The sequence below is a fragment of the Aeromicrobium sp. Root236 genome (genome assembly GCF_001428805.1).
In the GTDB taxonomy this organism is placed as follows: domain Bacteria; phylum Actinomycetota; class Actinomycetes; order Propionibacteriales; family Nocardioidaceae; genus Aeromicrobium.
The window spans coordinates 2,675,984-2,693,929 of record NZ_LMIS01000001.1 but is presented as its reverse complement, the minus strand read 5'-3'; the positions used below and the strand labels follow the sequence as shown (position 1 = coordinate 2,693,929).

Annotated in this window: 19 protein-coding genes, 1 tRNA gene and 1 other RNA gene; 12 read left to right on the top strand and 9 right to left on the bottom strand. The window is 70.1% G+C overall.

Going from position 1 to position 17,946, the window contains the following annotated elements; all coding sequences use genetic code 11:
* Positions 1-32: 32 nt before the first annotated feature.
* Positions 33-1,394: an MFS transporter gene (locus ASE12_RS13580; protein WP_056401561.1), complete on the top strand. Its 1,362-nt coding sequence runs from the start codon at positions 33-35 to the stop codon at positions 1,392-1,394.
* Here ASE12_RS13580 and ASE12_RS13575 read toward each other — a convergent pair.
* Both ASE12_RS13575 and ASE12_RS13570 read right to left on the bottom strand, forming a co-directional pair.
* Positions 1,366-1,761, bottom strand: coding sequence for a VOC family protein (locus ASE12_RS13575; protein WP_056401558.1), 396 nt, complete (start codon positions 1,759-1,761; stop codon positions 1,366-1,368). The two genes, ASE12_RS13580 and ASE12_RS13575, sit on opposite strands and share 29 nt — an antisense overlap.
* Positions 1,758-2,744, bottom strand: a complete 987-nt coding sequence (locus ASE12_RS13570) for an alpha/beta hydrolase (RefSeq protein ID WP_056401554.1) — start codon at positions 2,742-2,744, stop codon at positions 1,758-1,760. Before ASE12_RS13570 ends, ASE12_RS13575 begins: the two co-directional genes overlap by 4 nt.
* A 40-nt stretch (positions 2,745-2,784) precedes the next feature.
* On the opposite strand from ASE12_RS13570, the gene ASE12_RS13565 reads away from it, so the two are divergent.
* The 3 genes from ASE12_RS13565 to ASE12_RS13555 all read left to right on the top strand — a co-directional run bounded on the left by ASE12_RS13565 (position 2,785) and on the right by ASE12_RS13555 (position 6,509).
* Positions 2,785-4,128: a threonine/serine exporter ThrE family protein gene (locus tag ASE12_RS13565; protein WP_235508914.1), complete on the top strand. Its 1,344-nt coding sequence runs from the start codon at positions 2,785-2,787 to the stop codon at positions 4,126-4,128.
* A gap of 64 nt (positions 4,129-4,192) precedes the next feature.
* Positions 4,193-5,371, top strand: a complete 1,179-nt coding sequence (locus tag ASE12_RS13560) for an acyl-CoA dehydrogenase family protein (RefSeq protein ID WP_056401548.1) — start codon at positions 4,193-4,195, stop codon at positions 5,369-5,371.
* A 1-nt stretch (position 5,372) separates the two neighbouring features.
* Positions 5,373-6,509, top strand: coding sequence for an acyl-CoA dehydrogenase family protein (locus tag ASE12_RS13555; protein ID WP_056401545.1), 1,137 nt, complete (start codon positions 5,373-5,375; stop codon positions 6,507-6,509).
* Between the two features lie 89 nt (positions 6,510-6,598).
* Here the strand turns inward: ASE12_RS13555 and ASE12_RS13550 are convergent, their stop codons facing one another.
* The gene (locus ASE12_RS13550) at positions 6,599-7,264 is read right to left on the bottom strand and encodes a TetR family transcriptional regulator (protein ID WP_056401542.1); all 666 of its coding nucleotides are present in this window, start codon (positions 7,262-7,264) and stop codon (positions 6,599-6,601) included.
* Between the two features lie 65 nt (positions 7,265-7,329).
* Here ASE12_RS13550 and ASE12_RS13545 point away from each other — a divergent pair, with 65 nt between their 5' ends.
* A complete protein-coding gene (locus ASE12_RS13545; protein WP_056401539.1) occupies positions 7,330-8,751 on the top strand; it encodes an MFS transporter in 1,422 nt (473 codons plus the stop codon).
* 60 nt (positions 8,752-8,811) lie between these two features.
* Here the strand turns inward: ASE12_RS13545 and ffs are convergent.
* The 3 genes from ffs to ASE12_RS13535 form a co-directional block, all read right to left on the bottom strand.
* Positions 8,812-8,908: signal recognition particle sRNA small type (gene ffs / locus ASE12_RS19815), an RNA gene on the bottom strand.
* A 284-nt stretch (positions 8,909-9,192) separates the two neighbouring features.
* A tRNA-Ser gene (locus tag ASE12_RS13540) sits at positions 9,193-9,277 on the bottom strand.
* Between the two features lie 10 nt (positions 9,278-9,287).
* Positions 9,288-9,851, bottom strand: coding sequence for a hypothetical protein (locus ASE12_RS13535; protein ID WP_056401534.1), 564 nt, complete (start codon positions 9,849-9,851; stop codon positions 9,288-9,290).
* 264 nt (positions 9,852-10,115) lie between these two features.
* Here ASE12_RS13535 and ASE12_RS20100 point away from each other — a divergent pair, with 264 nt between their 5' ends.
* The 6 genes from ASE12_RS20100 to ASE12_RS13505 all read left to right on the top strand — a co-directional run bounded on the left by ASE12_RS20100 (position 10,116) and on the right by ASE12_RS13505 (position 15,787).
* A complete protein-coding gene (locus ASE12_RS20100; RefSeq protein WP_157412923.1) occupies positions 10,116-12,752 on the top strand; it encodes an MBG domain-containing protein in 2,637 nt (878 codons plus the stop codon).
* A gap of 63 nt (positions 12,753-12,815) precedes the next feature.
* Entirely contained in the window at positions 12,816-13,163 is a 348-nt protein-coding gene (locus tag ASE12_RS13525; RefSeq protein ID WP_056401528.1) for a YciI family protein, read from the top strand.
* Between the two features lie 91 nt (positions 13,164-13,254).
* The gene (locus tag ASE12_RS13520) at positions 13,255-13,602 is read left to right on the top strand and encodes a YciI family protein (protein ID WP_056401525.1); all 348 of its coding nucleotides are present in this window, start codon (positions 13,255-13,257) and stop codon (positions 13,600-13,602) included.
* Positions 13,599-14,846, top strand: coding sequence for an RNA polymerase sigma factor (locus tag ASE12_RS13515; protein ID WP_235508913.1), 1,248 nt, complete (start codon positions 13,599-13,601; stop codon positions 14,844-14,846). Before ASE12_RS13520 ends, ASE12_RS13515 begins: the two co-directional genes overlap by 4 nt.
* A 99-nt stretch (positions 14,847-14,945) precedes the next feature.
* On the top strand, positions 14,946-15,374 hold the full coding sequence (locus ASE12_RS13510; protein WP_056401520.1) for a DUF6069 family protein: 429 nt from the start codon (positions 14,946-14,948) through the stop codon (positions 15,372-15,374).
* 77 nt (positions 15,375-15,451) lie between these two features.
* Positions 15,452-15,787, top strand: coding sequence for a helix-turn-helix domain-containing protein (locus ASE12_RS13505; RefSeq protein ID WP_056401517.1), 336 nt, complete (start codon positions 15,452-15,454; stop codon positions 15,785-15,787).
* Here ASE12_RS13505 and ASE12_RS13500 read toward each other — a convergent pair.
* On the bottom strand, positions 15,784-16,215 hold the full coding sequence (locus ASE12_RS13500; RefSeq protein ID WP_056401514.1) for a MarR family winged helix-turn-helix transcriptional regulator: 432 nt from the start codon (positions 16,213-16,215) through the stop codon (positions 15,784-15,786). The genes ASE12_RS13505 and ASE12_RS13500 overlap by 4 nt on opposite strands.
* Before the next feature lie 67 nt (positions 16,216-16,282).
* Between ASE12_RS13500 and ASE12_RS13495 the strand changes: the two genes are divergently transcribed.
* Positions 16,283-16,726 (top strand): hypothetical protein, encoded by a 444-nt coding sequence (locus ASE12_RS13495; RefSeq protein WP_056401511.1) that lies wholly within the window; start codon positions 16,283-16,285, stop codon positions 16,724-16,726.
* Here the strand turns inward: ASE12_RS13495 and ASE12_RS13490 are convergent.
* Together ASE12_RS13490 and ASE12_RS13485 are read right to left on the bottom strand one after the other, a co-directional pair.
* The gene (locus ASE12_RS13490) at positions 16,723-17,325 is read right to left on the bottom strand and encodes a ClpP family protease (RefSeq protein ID WP_056401508.1); all 603 of its coding nucleotides are present in this window, start codon (positions 17,323-17,325) and stop codon (positions 16,723-16,725) included. The genes ASE12_RS13495 and ASE12_RS13490 overlap by 4 nt on opposite strands.
* Positions 17,322-17,933 (bottom strand): ClpP family protease, encoded by a 612-nt coding sequence (locus ASE12_RS13485; RefSeq protein ID WP_056401505.1) that lies wholly within the window; start codon positions 17,931-17,933, stop codon positions 17,322-17,324. Before ASE12_RS13485 ends, ASE12_RS13490 begins: the two co-directional genes overlap by 4 nt.
* Between the last annotated feature and the right edge of the window lie 13 nt (positions 17,934-17,946).

The window sequence follows — 17,946 nt, the reverse complement described above, 5'->3', positions numbered from 1 at the left end:
GACGGAAGTGTCGGCGGGCAACGATGGAAGGCATGACGGAACGATCCCCGCGCCTCGTCCTCGTCGTGATGTGTGTCGGCTACTTCCTGGTGCTGCTCGACGTGACGATCGTCAACGTCGCCCTGCCGCGGCTCGGAGCCGACCTCGGCACCAGCGTCGCCGGGCTGCAATGGGTGGTCGACGGGTACGCCGTGGCGTTCGCCTCGCTCCTGCTGACCAGCGGTGTCGTCGGCGACCGGCTCGGTCATCGCCGGGTCGTGCTCGCCGGGCTGTCGGTGTTCGGCCTCGCGTCGGTCGCCTGCACGGTGGCACCGGCGACCCCGTGGCTCGTCGGGTCCCGCGTCGCCCAAGGCGTAGGGGCCGCGCTGCTGCTGCCCGGCACGCTCGCGGTGATCGCCGAGTCATACCCGGTCAGGCAGGCCCAGGCGCGTGTGATCGGCGTATGGGCCGGCATCGGCAGCCTCGCCCTCCCGGCCGGACCGCTGCTCGGCGGCGTCCTCGTCGAGGTGGGCGGCTGGCGAGCGATCTTCGCCGTCAACATCCCGATCGTCCTGGTCGCGTTGGTCGTGGCGCATCGCGTGGTGCCGGCGGGTGGTCCGCGGTCAGGCGCACCGCTCGACCGGGCGGGCACGGCGCTGGGAGCCGTCACCCTCGCAGCCACGACCCTCGGGGTGATCGAGGCGGGACATGGTGGCGGACCGCTGGCGCTGACCGCTGCCGTTGTCGCGGTCGCCGCGCTCGCCGGCTTCGTCGCGACCGAGCTCCACAGTGCGCACCCGATGCTGCCGCCTCGCCTGTGGCGACGTCCCGCATTCGCCGTCGCCAACGGCGTCGCCGGGATCATGAACCTCGGCACGCTCGGGATGCTGTTCCTGCTGACCGCGTACCTGCAGACGGTCCAGGACCGCAGCGCGCTGGAGGCGGGCGTCGCGCTGCTGCCGCTGTTCCTCCCCTTGGTCGTCCTGGCGCCGTTGAGCGGGCGGCTCACGGGCCGCCTCGGCCCACGGGCTCCCATGGTCGCCGGGCTCCTGACGGCCGCTGCAGGCTTGGCCCTGATCAGCGGCTGGGCGAGCACCACGACGTACGCACTGGTGCTCCCTCCACTCCTCCTGTGGGGCGTCGGCCTCGGGATCCTGACACCGGCCGTCGTCGCAGCAGCAGTGGCCTCCGTCGACGAAGGCAGCAGCGGCCTCGCCTCAGGGGTCAACAACACCGCGCGTCAGGCCGGCGGGGCGGTCGGCATCGCGGTCTACGGCGCCGTCGCCGGTCCCGCCACCCGACCGGCCGCGTTCGTCGGCGGCATGCACGCGCTCGGGCTCGCCACGGCGGCGCTGTTCGTCGCCACCGCGGCGGCAACGGCGCTGCTCATACCGCCGGCGAGAGGGGAGCCATGACCTCGACCCGGTTGCCGTTGCCGTCGGCGGTGTGGAACCGCTCGAACCCGTCGAACGTGGCCCGTTCGGACCAGTCCACGTCGAAGCCGGCTGCGACCACAGTCGATGCTCGCTGCTCGAGCTCCGCGACCGAGTCCAGCACCAGCGCGGGATGCGCCTTGCGGGCCGGCGCGAACTCCGCCTCGACGCCGACATGGATCTCGGCCGTCACCACCCCGTCGGCGACAGACCGGAACCAGCAGCCGCCGCGCCCGGCCAGGTCGGCCGGCTTGTCGACCTCGGTCATGCCGAGCCCGTCGACGTAGAACCTGCGGGCGGCACCCTCGCCACCCGGCGGGCAGGCGACCTGGACGTGGTGAAGCCTCACGAGCTGACGAGCTGCTTGACCCGGAGCCAGTCGTCGACCGCGGCGTAGGCCGCCTTGCGGGGCGCCTCCCGCGAGATGAAGACGTCGTGCTTGGCGTCCTCGATCGGCACGACCATGACCTGGTCGCCGAGGCACCCGGACCACCGCGCGATCTGCTTGACGTCGAGGACCGCGTCGGCCGTCGCCACGTCCTCGCTGTAGCGCCGGGCGAACCGTGTGCGCGTCGAGCGCAGCACCAGCGACGGCACGCCGACGTCGAGCCCCTTGTGCAGCTTCGCGTGCCCGCGGCGGATCGCGGTGAGCCAGCCGTACGACACGGGGAACCCCTCGAGCGGCTTGAACGCCGTGTTGAAGTCCCACTCGCCGTTGGCGCTGACGTGCAGGCTGCTGCCGTACGCATCGGTGTGCGGCAGCTTGATGATCGACTTGGGCTTGACCCGCGCCACCGCGGCGATCGCCTTGGTGCCGACCGAACGCATCCACGGCGCACCCTGCAGGTCGAACCACGGGCTGTTGAGCACCAGCCCGGCGATGCCCGCGCCCTTGCTGCCACCCGGCTGCTTGTTGAGCCGGTCGAGCCACAGGGCCAGGATCAGGCCGCCCGTCGAGTGGGCCGACAGCACGACCGGCTTGCCTCCGGTCTCCTCGCGGATGATCGCGAGCGACTGCTCGAGCTCGGCGTCGTAGAGCGCCAGGTCGGAGACGTAGTGCCCGGTCTGCCCCTCGCGCCGGGAGCGTCCGCACTTGCGCAGGTCGAGGGCGTAGAACGCGAAGCCCCGCTCGGCGAAGAAATCGGCGAGCTCGCGCTGGAAGAAGTAGTCGCTGAAGCCGTGGACGTAGAGCACCGCCGACTCGTACGCCTCGCCGGGCACGCGGCGGACCAGCGTCGCCTCGACCTGGCCCTCACCGTCGGGATCGGCACCGAGCGGGATCGTGTGCTGCTCGTAGCCCTCGCCCAGCTCGTCGGGGATCCACTCGGTCATTATCGCTCCTCGTTTGGACACGGACGTCGGGTCCAACAGTATGGGACGGGTGACCGAGACACGTGAGATCCAGCGCACGCTCGACGTCGCCCTGCGGGTGGGCGACATGCTCCTGGCCAACGGCGCCGGCGCGGCCGACGTCACCGCCACGATGTCCTCGATCGCGCACCACCTCGGCCTGCGGCAGGCCCTCGTCGACGTCACGTTCACGACGGTCCACATGAGCTACCAGTCGGCGCCAGACGAGCCGGCCGTCACGGCGACACGGCACGTGAAGCAGCGCGAGACCGATTTCGACGACCTCACGCGGGTCGACCACCTCGTGCGCGACCTGCTGTCGGACGAGATCGACCTCGACGAGGCGCGCATCCGGCTCGCCCAGATCGCCTCGACGGGTCACCGGACGCCGCGGTGGGCCGTGACGTTGAGCTGGGGTGCGATCGGCGCCGGCGTCGCGATGCTGATCGGCGGCGACTGGGTCGTGGTCCTGATCGCGGCGGTCGCCGCGATCTGCCTCGAGGTGCTGCAGCGCTGGCTGTCGCGCCTCCGGCTGCCGTTCTTCTACGCCCAGGTCGCCGGCGGGCTGTTCGCCTCGTTGCTGGCCGTGGGCGCCTCAGCCGCAGACATCTCCACCGACCCGTCACTCGTGATCACCGCGAGCATCGTCATGCTGCTCGCGGGTCTCGGGTTCATCGGTGCGATCCAGGACGCGCTGACGGACTTCTACGTCACGGCGGTCGCCCGCATCCTCGAGGTCATGATCTCGACGGTCGGCGTCATCGTGGGGGTCAGCGGCGGCCTCACGGTCGGCCGGCTCGTCGGCGTCGACATCAACCTCGACCCCGGCGCTGCAGGGCTCTCGCACTTCCCACTCGTCGTCGCCGGCGGCGCCCTCAGCGCGGGAGCGTTCGCCTTCGCGGCGTACGCGCCGAGCCGCGTGCTGCTGCCGATCGCCGCGATCGCCGGCATCGCGTCGGGCATCTACCTCGTGCTGTCCGAGAACGACCTCGGCCGTGCCTGGCCGGCGGGGATCGCGGCGATCTTCATCGGCCTCGTCAGCTACACGGTCGCGGGCCGGGCGCAGGTGCCGCCGCTCGTGATCGTCGTGTCCGGCATCGTGCCGCTGCTGCCCGGCCTGTCGATCTATCGCGGGCTGTCGCTCCTCGGCGCCGACGACTACACCGGCATCCTGCAGATGATCACCGCCGCGGCGATCGCGATCTCGCTCGCCGCCGGCGTGATCCTCGGTGAGTACGTCGCGCAGCCGCTGCGTCGTGAGGCCCGGCGCCTGGAGCAGCGCCTCGCCGGCCCGCGTCTCGTCGGACCGCTCCGGGCTCGCGCGGTCCGCAAGGCGACCAAACGCGGAAACATGCACTCGATGTGAAGAAAGTTTTGACCAGCACTAGACTCGCGGTGCGCCGCGTGGCGCGATCGCCGAGGAGTCGTACATGAAACTTCAGCTGTCAGACGAGGACGCAGCCTTCCGCGAGGAGATGCACACCTTCTTCACGACGCAGATCCCGCAGGACGTCCGCGACACGGTCGCCGCCCGCCGCGAGCTCAGCAAGGAGCAGATCGTCGCGTCGGTGCAGGCCATGAACGCCGCCGGCATCGCCGTGCCCAACTGGCCGGTCGAGTGGGGCGGCAAGGACTGGACCCCCCTGCAGCGCCACATCTGGCACGAGGAGATGCAGCTCGCGAACGTACCGCCGCCGCTGCCGTTCAACGCCTCGATGGTCGGCCCGGTCATCGCCGCGTTCGGCTCGCAGGAGCTCAAGGAGCGCTTCCTGCCCAAGACCGCCAACCTCGACATCTGGTGGTCGCAGGGATTCTCCGAGCCCGACGCCGGCTCCGACCTCGCGTCGCTGCGGACCACCGCGGTGCGCGACGGCGACGACTACCTCGTCAACGGCCAGAAGACGTGGACCACGCTCGGCCAGTACGGTGACTGGATCTTCACGCTGGTCCGCACGGATCCCTCGGTCAAGAAGCAGGCCGGCATCTCGTTCCTGCTGATCGACATGTCCTCCCCCGGCGTCACCGTGCGCCCGATCGAGCTCATCGACGGCGGCCACGAGGTCAACGAGGTGTGGTTCGAGAACGTACGCGTGCCCGCCGAGAACCTCGTCGGCGAGGAGAACAAGGGCTGGGACTACGCCAAGTTCCTCCTCGGCAACGAGCGCGTCGGCGTCGCACCCGTCGGCTCGACCAAGCGCACGCTGTCGCAGGCCAAGGAGTTCGCCAGGACCGCAGGGCCGGGTGGCACGTCGCTGCTCGAGGACCCGCTGGTCGCCGCCCAGATCGCCGACCTGGAGAACGAGATCCTGGCGCTCGAGCTGACCGCGCTGCGGGTCGTCGCCAACTCGGCCGACGGCAAGCCGCACCCCGCCTCGTCGGTGCTCAAGCTGCGCGGCACCGAGCTGCAGCAGGCGGTCACCGAGCTGTTCGTCGACCTCGCCGGTCCGCTGGCGCTGGCCTCGGGTGCCGGCGACGGGTCGGACGTGCCCGACCTCGCCCGCGTGGCGACGCCCAACTACCTCAACTTCCGCAAGGCGTCGATCTACGGCGGCTCCAACGAGGTGCAACGACAGATCATCGCCGGCACGATCCTGGGACTGAGGGGCTGACATGGACTTCCAACTGGACTCTGAGCAGGAGGCCCTGCGCGACGCGGTCCGCGGGCTGCTCGCCAAGGCGTACGACACGTCGGAGACCCGTCGCGCGGTGACCAAGCAGGAACCGGGCTGGGGCGACAAGACGTGGCAGCAGCTCGCCGAGATGGGCGTCCTCGGACTGCCCTTCGCCGAGGAGGACGGCGGCATGGGCGCCGGTCCTGCCGAGGTGGCGATCGTGGCCGAGGAGATCGGGCGGGTCATCGCACCCGAGCCGTTCGTCGAGGCCGTCGTGCTGGCCGGCGGCCTGGTCGCCGCGGCCGGTACGCCCGAGCAGCGTGGCGAGATCCTGGGCGCACTGGCCGAGGGCACCCTGGTGCCGGCCTTCGCGCACACCGAGCCGGCCTCGCGCTACGAGCTCGCAGCCACGGGCGTCACGGCGTCCGGCAGCGGCGACGCGTGGACGCTCAACGGCGTCAAGGAGCCGGTGCTCGGCGGTGCACGCGCCGACCTGCTGATCGTCAGCGCGGTGATCGACGGCGGCACCGGACTCTTCCTGGTGAAGCCCGACGCCGACGGCCTCACGCGTACCGGCTACCCGACGTTCGACGGTGGCCGTGCGGCTCACGTCGGCTTCGCCAACACCCCCGCGACGCCCCTGGGCGAGCCGGGCGCCGACCAGTCGGACGTCATCGCGGCGACCGTCGCGCGCGCCCAGATCGCGTACGGCCACGAGTCGCTCGGCGCGATGGAGACCGCGCTGCGCACGACGACCGAGTACCTCAAGACGCGCAAGCAGTTCGGCGTCCCGCTGATGACGTTCCAGGCGCTGACGTTCCGGGCCGCCGACATGTACGTGTCGCTCGAGCTCGCCCGCAGCACCGTCACGTGGGCAACGCTCGTACTGCTCGACGGCGGCGACGCCACGGAGGCGGCGTCCCGCGCCAAGCTGCAGGTCAGCAAGGCCGGACGGCACATCGGCCAGGAGGCCATCCAGCTGCACGGCGGCATCGGCATGACCGCGGAGTACAGCGTCGGCCACTACACGAGCCGGCTCACCGCGATCGACCACGCCCTCGGCGACGGCCGGCACCACCTCAACCGGCTCGTGTCGACCCTCGGCGACCACACCGTCGTCGATCCCCTGCCCTGACCCGGTAGCGGTGACTTGGTCGCCTGTTGGGCAGCCTGACAGGCGACTGAGTCACCGACCGATCGCCGGAAGGGCGACCAGCTCACCGCTCAAGCGCGGGCGAGGGCCCTCGCGTCGGCCATCACGCCGGCGACGAAGATCGCGATGCCGTCGGCGTAGTACTCATCGGTGTTGGGGCACTCGATCATCGCGTCCGCCGCTGCGCGGAGCCGGGGGTAGCGGTCCTCGGGCAGCGACGCCAGGCTGGCTCGTTTGCGCTCCAGGATCGCCTCGCGGTCCTCGGGCTTGAAGGCCAGCTCGGCGCCGGGCTCCCGGCTCACGAGCGTCATGGCGATCTGCATCGCATAGTGCGCGACCGCTGACGACCGGTCGACGTCGAACCCGGCGATCGCCAGCTTGTCGAGGAACCGCTCGGTCAGGTCGCGCCCCGTCTCGGCCTGCATGATCTGCTGCGCCACCAGTGGAGAGGCGCTGGGGTGCGCGCGCATCACGTCGACCAGCGACGTCATGGCCTCACGGAGGTAGTCCTCGAGCGGGAGGTTCTCGTCGGGCAGGCGCAGGGACGACACGACGGCGTCGCCGACGGCGGCGAGCAGCGCCTCCTTGTTGGAGAAGTGCCAGTAGAGCGCCATCGGCGTCACGTCGAACGCGTCGGCGACCTTGCGGACGGTCAGCGCGTCGAGTCCCTCGGCGTCGACGATCGCGAGGGCGCGTTCGACGACGAGGGCCGGATTGAGCGAGTTCTTGGGCTTCACAGTTGACAACTATACGGCATACATGATTCCTTTACGACGTACATTTACAACGTAAAGGAGTGGTCATGAACGACCGCAGGAACATCTGGGCTCTCGTGGCCGTCGCGCTTGCGACGTTCATGACATACCTCGACAACAACATCATCAACGTGGCGATCCCGGTCATCGAGCGGGACCTGCACCTGACGACCTCCGGCATGGAATGGATCGTCAGCTCCTACATCCTCACGTTCGCGGGCCTCATGCTCGTGGGCGGACGACTGGCCGACCTGTTCGGCCGCCGGCGCCTGTTCCTCATCGGACTGGGCGTCTTCACACTTGCCTCGTTCGCCGCCGGCCTGTCTGGCGACGTGGGCACGCTCATCGCCAGTCGCGGGGTGCAGGGCGTCGGCGCAGCGCTGCTCACCCCGACGACGCTGGCGATCATCTCCGCCACGTTCACCGACAAGCGCGAACGCAACGTTGCGGTCGGCATCTGGGGCGCCGTCGGCGCTCTGGCCCTCGCCGCCGGCCCGCTGCTCGGCGGCCTGCTGAGCGAGCACGTCGCCTGGGAGTGGATCTTCTTCATCAACGTCCCGCTCGGGCTGGTCACCGCCGGCATCGCCGTCTGGGCGATCGACGAGTCACGCGACCCGGTGACCCGCAAGCTCGACCTGTCCGGGCTCTTGTCCTCGACGATCGCGCTCTCGGCCCTGACGTACGCCCTGATCGAAGGCATCTCCCGTGGCTGGACGTCGACGCCGATCATGGCGGCGTTCGTCGTCGCCGCGGCAGCCGGTGCGGCGTTCGTGTCGATCGAACGGACGGCGACGGACCCCATGGTCGACCTGGCGCTGTTCAAGGATCGGGTGTTCACCGGCGCGATCGTGTCGCTGATGCTCTGGGCGTTCGGGCTGTTCGGGATCTACTTCTTCACGTCCCTCTACCTGCAGGGCGTCCTGGGCTTCTCCCCCACACGCGCCGGCGTGACGTTCGTGCCGATGGCGCTGTTCATGGCTGTCGCCGCGGCATCGTCCGAAGGTGTGGCCCGTCGCTTCGGCGCCCACCGATCGGTGACGTTCGGCATGGCGCTGATGGGCACGGCGATCGCGTCGCTGGCTCTGCTCGGCGCCGATGCCGGAGCGATGGATCTGATGCCGAGCTTCATCGCGATCGGCATCGGTGGCGGCCTGACGATCCCGCTGACGGCCACGGTGCTCGGCGTCATGCCGGCGGACCAGGCGGGTGTCGCCTCGGGCGTCTTCAACACGTCACGAGAGCTCGCGGGCCTGCTCGGGATCACCGTGATCGGCGTCATCCTCAGCAGCCGCGAGGACTCGCTCATCGCCTCGGGTCACACGCCGGTCGACGCGTACCTGGGCGGCTATCGCTTCGGCCTGGTGATCGCCGGGCTCCTGGTGGTCGCCGGTTCGGTGGCTGCGTGGGCGGCGCTTCGCAAGGCCGAGGACGAGCCGGTGCTGAACGAGGACGTGCTCGTCGGGGTCTGAGCCCCCTGAGCTGCGACGCCCCGCCACCATCCTCCGGTGGCGGGGCGTCGCGCTGCGGGCATGAAGGACCCCTCGCGCACCCGACAGAGCTCACTGACCCTTGCTGCCTTCCGGCCCTGGGGGAGTTGGGTGATGTGTCGCCGCGCGAGGGGCTGTCGTCCATCATACGGAGCGCCCTCGTACGCCCTCAAGTCGGGCGTTGAGCCGGGTCGCCCTGGTGCTTCATCCACCAGGAGGCAAGCCTCCGCCGGTTCAGGATGCGAGGCGGGTCGGCGGTCGCGCTGGTGCTTCGTCCCACCAGGAGGCAAGCCTCCGCCGGGTCACGGTCGGCGGTCGGGCTGGTGCTTCGCCTCACCAGGAGGCAAGCCTCCGCCGGGTCAGGACGCAGAAGAACCAGCCCAGTCTGACGTTCCAGACTGAAACTGGCTCCTTGCGTTTCGGCGGAGGATAGGGGATTCGAACCCCTGAGAGCTTTCACTCAACCCGCTTTCCAAGCGAGCGCACTAGGCCACTATGCGAATCCTCCGCGGACGAGGTTACCGGTCCGACACCGCGACCGACGAATCGCGTCCCTCCCCGCGCCTGCGCCACCAGTACGCCACCGTCACGAACGTCAGCAGCGGCAGCCAGAGCAGCAGCGGTGCGTAACAGGCGTACGCGAGCCACGCGTCGTCGGTCTGGTCGGGAGGTGGACAGCCGGGGACGTCGTCATTCGGCTCGCGCCAGCCGAACACCGGGTTCAGCAACGCGTACAGGTAGGCGGTCGCGAGGACCGCGATGCCACCGACCGCAGCGGTGGTGACCGCGCGATACGGCAGCGGCCGGCCGCCGACCACCGGCACCCAGCTCGGTACCTGCTTACCCCACCGGCTCACCAGCCCGACCGTGAGCAGCGCCGCCAGGAAGGAGACGATGGAGAGGCCGACGACGTACACATCCGTCCCGCGGCCCTGCGGGCACGCCGCCGGAATGTGGTCGATGGCGAACAACCGCCACACCGACGAAGGCAGGACACACAGCGGCGTGGCCCAGGCCGCCAGGCGGACGGCACGTGGCACCTTCTCGGCCAGTTGCGGTTCGCGATCGATCGTTCCATTCATGCACTCCTCCTTGCGTCAGCGCCGGACGGATCGCCGGCCCGCTCCGCAGCGTGCCGAAGTGGCCGGGTGCACGACCTCCCCCGTACGAGCGACCGCCGCACTCGCGAGAGGGAGGCGGCGGTGCGGTTCGCGGCCTTGGAAGGCCGTCGAGCTGCGCGCCGACAATCTGTCCCAAAAAGGCTCTGGGCCCGGTAGAAATCTGGTACAACGGATTCCGCTGGCATCCGACCGCGAGGGGCGGCCGGGCTCGAGTGGGGTGTGGTCATGGCGCCGAAGGTGAAGTCCAGGTCCGTGTGGGTTCCTGCGGTGGTGGCGGCGCTGGCTGCCGGCAACCTCGCAGCGCTCCAAGTCGAGGCTGCGGTGGCCGCCGACCCAGCACCGGCGACCGTCACCTTCTCGTCGAAGGGCCAGCACGAGTACGTCGTCCCGGACGGCGTCACCCGGGTCGACGTGGTGGCCGTCGGCGGTCACGGCGGTGCGGGCTGGAGGGACGGCGGCCGAGGTGCGCGGGCGCGCGCCACCTTGTCGGTGACGCCCGGGCAGACCTTGTACGCGGTCGTCGGGTCGAATGCGTCCGGGTCGACGCCGGGGAGCAACGGTGGCGGGGCTGCAGGCGGCGCGGGGTGTCAGGGTGCACCGGGTGCCGGGGGCGGCGCCACCGACGTACGCACGGTTCCGGTCGGCGAGGACGGCAGCGCGGACTCGCGCATCCTGGTCGCCGGCGGAGGTGGTGGGTCCGGCAACGTGGATGTCTCCGGGGAGGCGACCAGTCCAGCGTCGAAGGGTGGTCATCGCGGTCTCGGTGCGGCTTCCGCGGACGCGGGCGGCTACGGGGCCAAGAACGGGATCGGTGGTCAGGGAGGCGCCGGGGGGTCCGCCGAGACCAACGGCACCACGACGACCGGCGGCCGCGGTGCCGTGGGGTCGGGCGTGTGCGGTGGTGGCGGCGGTGGCGGTTATGGCGGTGGCGGCGGCGGGGCGGCCGGGGCCCCCGGCACCACGGCTGGTGGCGGTGGCGGTGGCGGATCGCTCGTACCCGCCGATGCCGGCCCGGTCGGACTGGCGGATCCAGACGCAGCGCCCTCCATCAGGTTCACCTCACCGGGCCTGCCGGCCCGCACCGGCCCCCTCAGCATCACGACATTTCAGACCCTCAAGCAGAACAACCAAGGCGGCGGCATCCCCCAATGGGGCAACTGCGTGGCCAGCTGCCGGTGGTATGACGGGGACGGCACCGGCACGACACCGGGACACTGGGGTGATGACTCCGGATACGCCAACACCCAGAACTGGGGATCAGCCGGCCTGACCGACTCCGACTTCAGGCAGTCGTCGCTCGCCCTCAGGCCCGCGGCCGACGGCTCCCCGGCCGACCTCGGAGTGCCGTTCCTGTTGACCACGTTCGCCCACGACAACTACCCGATTCGCGGCGACTCCCCGACGTCCCTCACGCTGCAGACGAAGGTCACGGCACAGGCGCCCGCCGGTCCTGCTGCGCAGTTCAACCTCCTCGGCTCGAACACGATGTACCTCGAGCTCCTCGAGACGGACAACACCAACTCGGTGTCGCAGTGCGATCCGTCGATCCAGTTCTCGAACATTCCGTGCGACGACAGGTTCCGATTGATCGACCCGGTCGAGAGCTCTACGACCGCTGGCGGGGTCACGTGGCACCTCACCGTTCTCGGTTGGCGCACCCCGAATGGCACCTACTCCAGGGACTGGGTGACCACTGAGCGCGTGGTCACCCAGGCCGACCTGTACGCCCGTATCACGGTCGACACCAACTCGACCACCTCGACGCTGGCGGTGGACAAGGCCGACCCGACCGCGCCCGTGCTGAAGCTGACGACGTCACCGGTGCCCCAGACCGGCGGCACCGTGACCTTCACCGACGGCGGCAACGCGATCAGCGGCTGCACCGACGTCCCGGTCAACACCACGACCGGCGTCACCACCTGCAGCGCACCTGCCCCGAGCGGCGCGCGCACGTACGGCGGGGGCTTCTCCGGCGGCGTGGGCTACGCGTCCTCCCAGGCCACGCCCGTCGACTACACGCCGACGCAGTCGCAGACCGTCACCTTCGAGGCACCGACCGGCGTGACGTACGGCGACCACGACGTCGCGCTGAATGCGACCGCGTCCTCCGGGCTTCCCGTCACCTTCACCTCGGCGACACCAGAGGTCTGCTCCGTCACGGAGACCGCGACCCTGGACGCGATCGCGGCCGGCAGCTGCAAGGTCACGGCATCGCAGGCCGGCAATGGCACGTACGACCCGGCCGAGCAGGCCCGGACCTTCGCGATCGGCAAGGCTGAGCTGACCGTCACGGCTGACGACAAGACGCGCGACCAGGGCGCGGCGAACCCGCCCTTGACGGCCACCACGACCGGGTTCGTCAACGGTGACACAGCGGGGGTCGTCTCCGGGACGCCGACCGTGACGACGACCGCGACCAGCACGAGCCCGCCCGGCACGTACCCGATCAACGTGTCGACGGAGGGCATGAGTGCCGCGAACTACACGTTCGACGCGGTCAACGGCGTCCTCAGGGTCAAGGCAGTGACCGTCGACCCGTTCGCAGCCTGCGAACCCGGCGCACCGGTCCCGACCGGCTATCGCCTCGTCCAAGGCGGTTCCGGCAACAACGTCCTCGTTGGGACGTCCAAGAAGGACCTGATCCGCGGTGGCGGAGGCAACGACCTCCTCTTCGGGGGCAGCGGGGACGACATCCTGTGCGGCGGTCCCGGCAACGACTTCCTCGACAGCGGCGCCGGCAACGATCTCCTCGACGGCGGCACTGGCAACGACGTCTTGTTCGGTGGCTCCGGCAACGACCAGGGTCGAGACCTCGGACGGCTCACCTTGCGGCGAGGCGTGGAGGTCTTCAACCAGCCGTGAGCACGCCGCACGACCTGGGGCTGACCTCTGGCATCTGAGGCCGATATCCGACAGGCTGACGACATGACCCAGTACCTGCTTGCCGTGCACTCCGGCGCCGACGACTACGACCGCTCCTTCGAGGAGATGCAGCCCGTCTTCGAGACCGTCGACCGGTTCAACCAGAAGCTCATCGCCGACGGCACCTGGGTCTTCGGCGGCGGGCTCGAGCGCATCGAAGCCGCAACGACGGTCGACGGCACCAACGGTCAGACGCTGGTGACCGACGGGCCGTACCTGGAGACCAAGGAGTATCTCGGCGGGTTCTGGGTCATCGAGGCGCCCGATCTCGACGCGGCCCACCGCATCGCCCTCGAGGCATCGCAGGCGTGCGGCGACAAGGTCGAGGTGCGCCCGTTCCAGGCCGAGTGAACGTTTCCGCGACAGCTGTCGTATCGGCGCCGCCCCGTTCGTGGAGAGGGTAGAGGCGGTCGAACGGCCACCATCGACGAAGGGAAAGACCATGACTCAGTACCTGCTTTCGGTGCACGGCCCGTCGAGCGTCTGGGACACACCGCTCGAGGAGGCCCAGCCGATGTACGACGCGACCGGGCGGTTCAACGACACGCTCCGCGAGAGCGACGCCTGGGTCTTCGTCGGTGGGCTCGAGCGTCCCGAGACCGCCACCACGGTCGACGGCACGGGCAACGAGGTGATCGTCACCGACGGTCCCTACATGGAGACCAAGGAGTACCTCGGGGGCTTCTGGGTCATCGAGGCGCCCGACCTCGACGCCGCGCTCAAGATCGCCTCTGAGGCGTCCAAGGCATGTGGCGCCAAGGTCGAGGTCCGACCGTTCGCAGGCGAGTGACCCCGAGCTCGGACCTGCGCGCGGAGATCGACCGGATCTACCGCGAGGAGTACGGCCGGGTGGTGGCATCGCTCGCCCGTCGCTTCGGTGATCTCGACATCGCCGAGGACGCGGCGGCGGAGGCCTTGGTCAAGGCGATCGAACGCTGGCCAGATGACGGCATCCCACCCAACCCGGGCGGCTGGCTGACCACGACGGCAGCCAACGGCGCCATCGACCGTATCCGCCGCGAGTCCCTGCGTGACACCAAGCACCAGGCGGCCATGATGATCACTGACGACACCCCCCACGAACCGACCGGACCGGTCGAGGACGACCGGCTCCGGCTGGTCTTCACCTGCTGCCACCCGGCCCTCGCCCCAGAGGCCCGCGTGGCACTGACCCTGCGCCTGCTCGGCGGCCTCACGGTCGAGGAGATCGCGCGCGCCTTCCTCGTCGCCGAGACGACCATGGCCCAGCGCATCACGCGCGCCAAGGCCAAGATCAAGGCCGCGCACATCCCCTATCGCGTGCCCGAGCACGACGACGTCACGGACCGCCTCGGCGCCGTGCTCGCGGTCATCTACCTCGTGTTCAACGAGGGCTACCTGTCGAGCGCCGGAGACGATCCCGTACGCACGGAGCTGACGGGCGAGGCCATCCGCCTCGGCCGCATCCTGCGCCAGCTGCTGCCCGAGGAGGGCGAGGTTGCCGGGCTGCTCGCCCTGATGCTGCTCAGCGAGGCGCGGCGCACCGCTCGCTTCGCCGGTGGCGAGCTCGTGACGCTCGACGAGCAGGACCGCAGCGGCTGGGACCGCGCCCTCATCGCTGAGGGCCACGCCCTCGTGCGGGAGTGCCTCGCTCGCGTCGCGTCGACCTCGTCGCGCCCCGGGCCGTACCAGATCATGGCCGCGATCAACGCGGTCCACACCGACGCGCAGGACCACCGCGACACCGACTGGACGCAGGTCGTGGCGCTCTACGACCAGCTGTACGCCGTGAGCCCGACACCGATCGTCGCGCTCAACCGCGCCGTCGCCGTGGCCGAGCTCGACGGGCCCGACGTCGCCCTCGCGATCATCGACTCGCTCGACCTGGGCGGCTATCACGCCTGGCACGCGGCCCGGGCCGACCTGCTGCGTCGCCTGGGCCGCAGCGCCGAGGCGCGTACGGAGTACGACGCCGCGATCGCGGCCACCCAGAACCCCGCCGAGACGGCCTATCTGTCGCGTCGACGCGCACACCTCGTCGACCCCGGAACCTGATCCAGAAAAAGTTTGCGCTGACCTGTCGTATCGGTCGGCCGCCGTTCGTGGAACTGGTGAGAGGCAGCAACGGGCTGCTTCACCAGCCAGGAGCTCGACATGACGATCATCACCGCTTCCACCGTTCGCACCACCACCTCGACCACCACCTCGATCTGGCGTCCGGCAGCGGTCGCCGGCGTCGGCGCAGCAGCTGCGACCGCGGCCGTCGCCGCCGTTGCCCACGCCGCAGGCGTGCCGCTGACCCTCGACGGCGAGCCGATCCCGCCGTCGGGCTTCGCGGTCCTGACGCTCGTGTGCACCGCCATCGGCTTCGGGATCGCCGTCGCGATGCGCCGCTGGGCACGCCACCCGCAGCGTACGTTCGTCCGCACGTCGGTCGCGCTGACCGCGCTGTCGTTCCTCCCCGACCTGTTGGTCCCCGCAGCCTCGGTCGACACGCGCATCACGCTCATGGCGACGCACGTCGTGGCCGCCGCGATCTTCGTCCCCGTGATCGCCGCCCGGCTCAACCGGACCCGCAGCTGATTACGTACGAGAGCCCGGCGGAATCTGCTCAGAGCAGAATTCCGCCGGGTTCTCGACGTTTGTGCCTAGGCTGAAGCATGACCGAGATCGTCCGCCTGCACGCCGTCCCGAACCACCGCGTCACGGATCCGGAGCCGCTCTGGCGAGAGGTCCTGGGTCAACGGCTCCGCGCGCTGCGCGCCAGTCGGGGCGAGACCCTGACCGAGACGGCCGAGCGCGCCGGCATCTCCCCGCAGTACCTCTCCGAGATCGAGCGCGGGCTCAAGGATCCGTCGAGCGAGGTCCTCGCCGCGGTCGCCGGGGCGCTCGGGGCGACGCTGATCGACGTGACGTCGCAGGTCACGGGTGACCTTCGGTCGTACGCCTTCGGTGTCCCGCAGATCTCCAACCAGGCGCTCCTGCTGGCGGCCTAGGAGCCCAGGATCGTACGCAGGTCGGCCTGCAGCGCCGCCCTGCGCCGCTCACTGAGCGGGGCCAGCAGCTCGTCCGAGATCTGAGCCGCTAGCTCGTGCAGCGAGCGGAACTCGGTCTCTCCGCGACTCGTCACCGTGATGAGCTTGCGGCGCCGGTCTGACGGGTCGACGCTGCGCTTCACGAGCTTCATGTGCTCGAGGTCGTCGATCGTGGCCGTGACGTCGCTGGGGTCGAGCGCGAGGTTGGTGGCCAGCGAGAGCTGGCCGGTCGGGCCGTTGTCTGTGAGCCAGGCGAGCACGAGCATGTGTCGCAGCCGCATGCCTCGCTCCTGGAGCTGCGCGTCGAGCTGCCGCTTGGCGACCTTGGCGGTCTGCGACAGCAGATACGTGGTCAGCGTGAGCAACGACGGCGGATGGGACGCAGGCATGCCTTCATGCTAGACCGGGACCAATGTTAGGCTCGACCTATTATTGGTACGTACCAAGGAATATGACATGATCATCAGCAACGAGATGTCCTTCCTCATCGGGACCGCCAGCGGTCCGGAGACCGTGTCGGCGTCCGCGTGGAGCCCTGCCAAGCACGGCCGAAGCTCGGTGAGCGCGGCTGCGGAGGTCGACGACGTGGTCCTCGTGCAGCGCGTCGACGACGCCTTCGAGGACGGGTCGCACTTCGCCGGACTCAACGTCTTCACGCTGGACCCGGAGACCGCCGAGGTGCTCTGCTACGGCTTCGACATGTATGGCTTCCCGCCCGACCCGCCAGCACGCGGCTCGTGGCGGGACGGCCAGCTCGTGCTCGAGCGCACCACACCGCGCGGGTCGGCGAGGCTCGTGTTCCGCCCCACCTCGACCGGCTACGCGTGGCGCAAGGACTTCCGGCCCGGCCCCGACCACGAGTGGCAGCCGGTGGCGGAAGCCGAGCTCCAGCGGTCCTAGGCGGCCACGGCCGTACGCCGCTGCAGCACCTCGTCCGCCAGCCCGTACGCGATGGCCGCATCCGCGGCGAACACCCGGTCGCGGTCGGTGTCGGCTCGCAGCGCCTCGACGGTCTGCCCCGTGTGTGACGACAGGATCGACTCGATCGCGGCGCGGATGCGTACGACCTCGTCGGCCTGCAGGATCAGGTCGGGGATCGCACCACGGCCCTGGACGGCCGGCTGGTGCAGCACGACGCGACTGTGCGGCAGCACCGATCGCCGACCCGGCTCCCCTGCGGCGAGGAGCACCGCGCCGGCCGCGATGGCTTGGCCCACGCACGTCGTGGCGACCGGCGCCTGGATGAACTGCATCGTGTCGTAGATCGCGAGCATCGCGGTCTCGTCGCCGCCCTCGCAGTTGATGTAGAGATTGATCTCCTGCCCCGGGCCGTCGGCCTCGAGGTGCAGGAGCTGGGCGATCAAGGCGTTCGCGACACCCGAGTCGATCCCTGTGCCGAGGTAGATGATGCGCTCGGCCAGCAGGTGCGAGTAGACGTCCATGACCCGCTCCCCCCGCGGGTGCTGCGCGATGACGTTGGGGATCGTGTACGTGCTCATGCATTCACTCCCATCGCGAGGTGCTTCTTGGTCGGCATGACCTGCTCGAAGTTGTCGACGATCGCGTCGACGAATCCGTAGTCGACGGCTTCCTGCGCGGTGTACCAACGGTCCCGCAGCGAGTCCTCGAAGATCCGCTCGACCGGCTGACCGGTGTCGTCCGCGATGATCCCGAGCACGGTGTCGCGGGTGTAGCGCAGGTCCTCGGCCTGCAGCTCGACGTCGACCGCGGATCCGCCGATGCCGGCCGAGCCCTGGTGCATGAGGATCCGGGAGTGCGGCAGGGCGTACCGCTTGCCCTTGGTGCCCGAGGACAGCAGGAACTGGCCGGCGCTGCAGGCGAGGCCGAGCGCGAGGGTCGCGACATCGCAGGGCACGAGCCGCATGACGTCGCGGATCGCCAGCATCGACGGCACGGAGCCGCCCGGCGAGTGGATCCAGAGCACCGCGTCGGCGACGGGGTCCTCCGCCGCCAGCGTCAGCAGCTGCGTCGCGAGCAGCGTGCCGTTGTCGTCGTCGAGGGGCCCGTCGAGGACGAGCACGCGCCGGTGCAGGAGCTGCTGGCGCATCTGCCCGGAGAACAGGTGGGTCTTGTCGTTGTCAGCCATGTGTCCATCGTGC